Here is a 320-nt window from a genome sequence, read left to right on the forward strand (position 1 = left end):
TCGACGCCGCCCTGACCATCACTGACCTGGTAGCTGATGGTGGTGGTACGGGTCTCATCGACCGCAAGGTCATCGAAGTCCGCGCCCGGCGCGAAGTCATAGCTGCCATCGGTATTGACGGTGAACTGGCCACCGTTGTCACCGGCAGTCGGCTGACCGACATTGGCGGCATCCTCGCCGACCTGGCTGACGTTCAGGGTATCGCTGGCATCGACATCACTGTCATTGAGCAGGACATCTCCACTGACAGCATTATTCTCTGTCGTGGCATTGGTATCCTGCACCGCTACCGGTGCGTCATTGGTGCCAGTCACGGTGAT

Annotated in this window: 1 protein-coding gene; it reads right to left on the reverse strand. The window is 59.4% G+C overall.

Annotated elements, in window-relative coordinates:
• Positions 1 to 320 (reverse strand): Ig-like domain-containing protein (locus PJK54_RS17800; RefSeq protein ID WP_271303527.1); only part of this gene is annotated, 320 nt, incomplete at both ends.

The organism is Cobetia sp. MMG027 (assembly GCF_027947415.1).
Classification (GTDB): Bacteria; Pseudomonadota; Gammaproteobacteria; order Pseudomonadales; family Halomonadaceae; genus Cobetia; species Cobetia marina.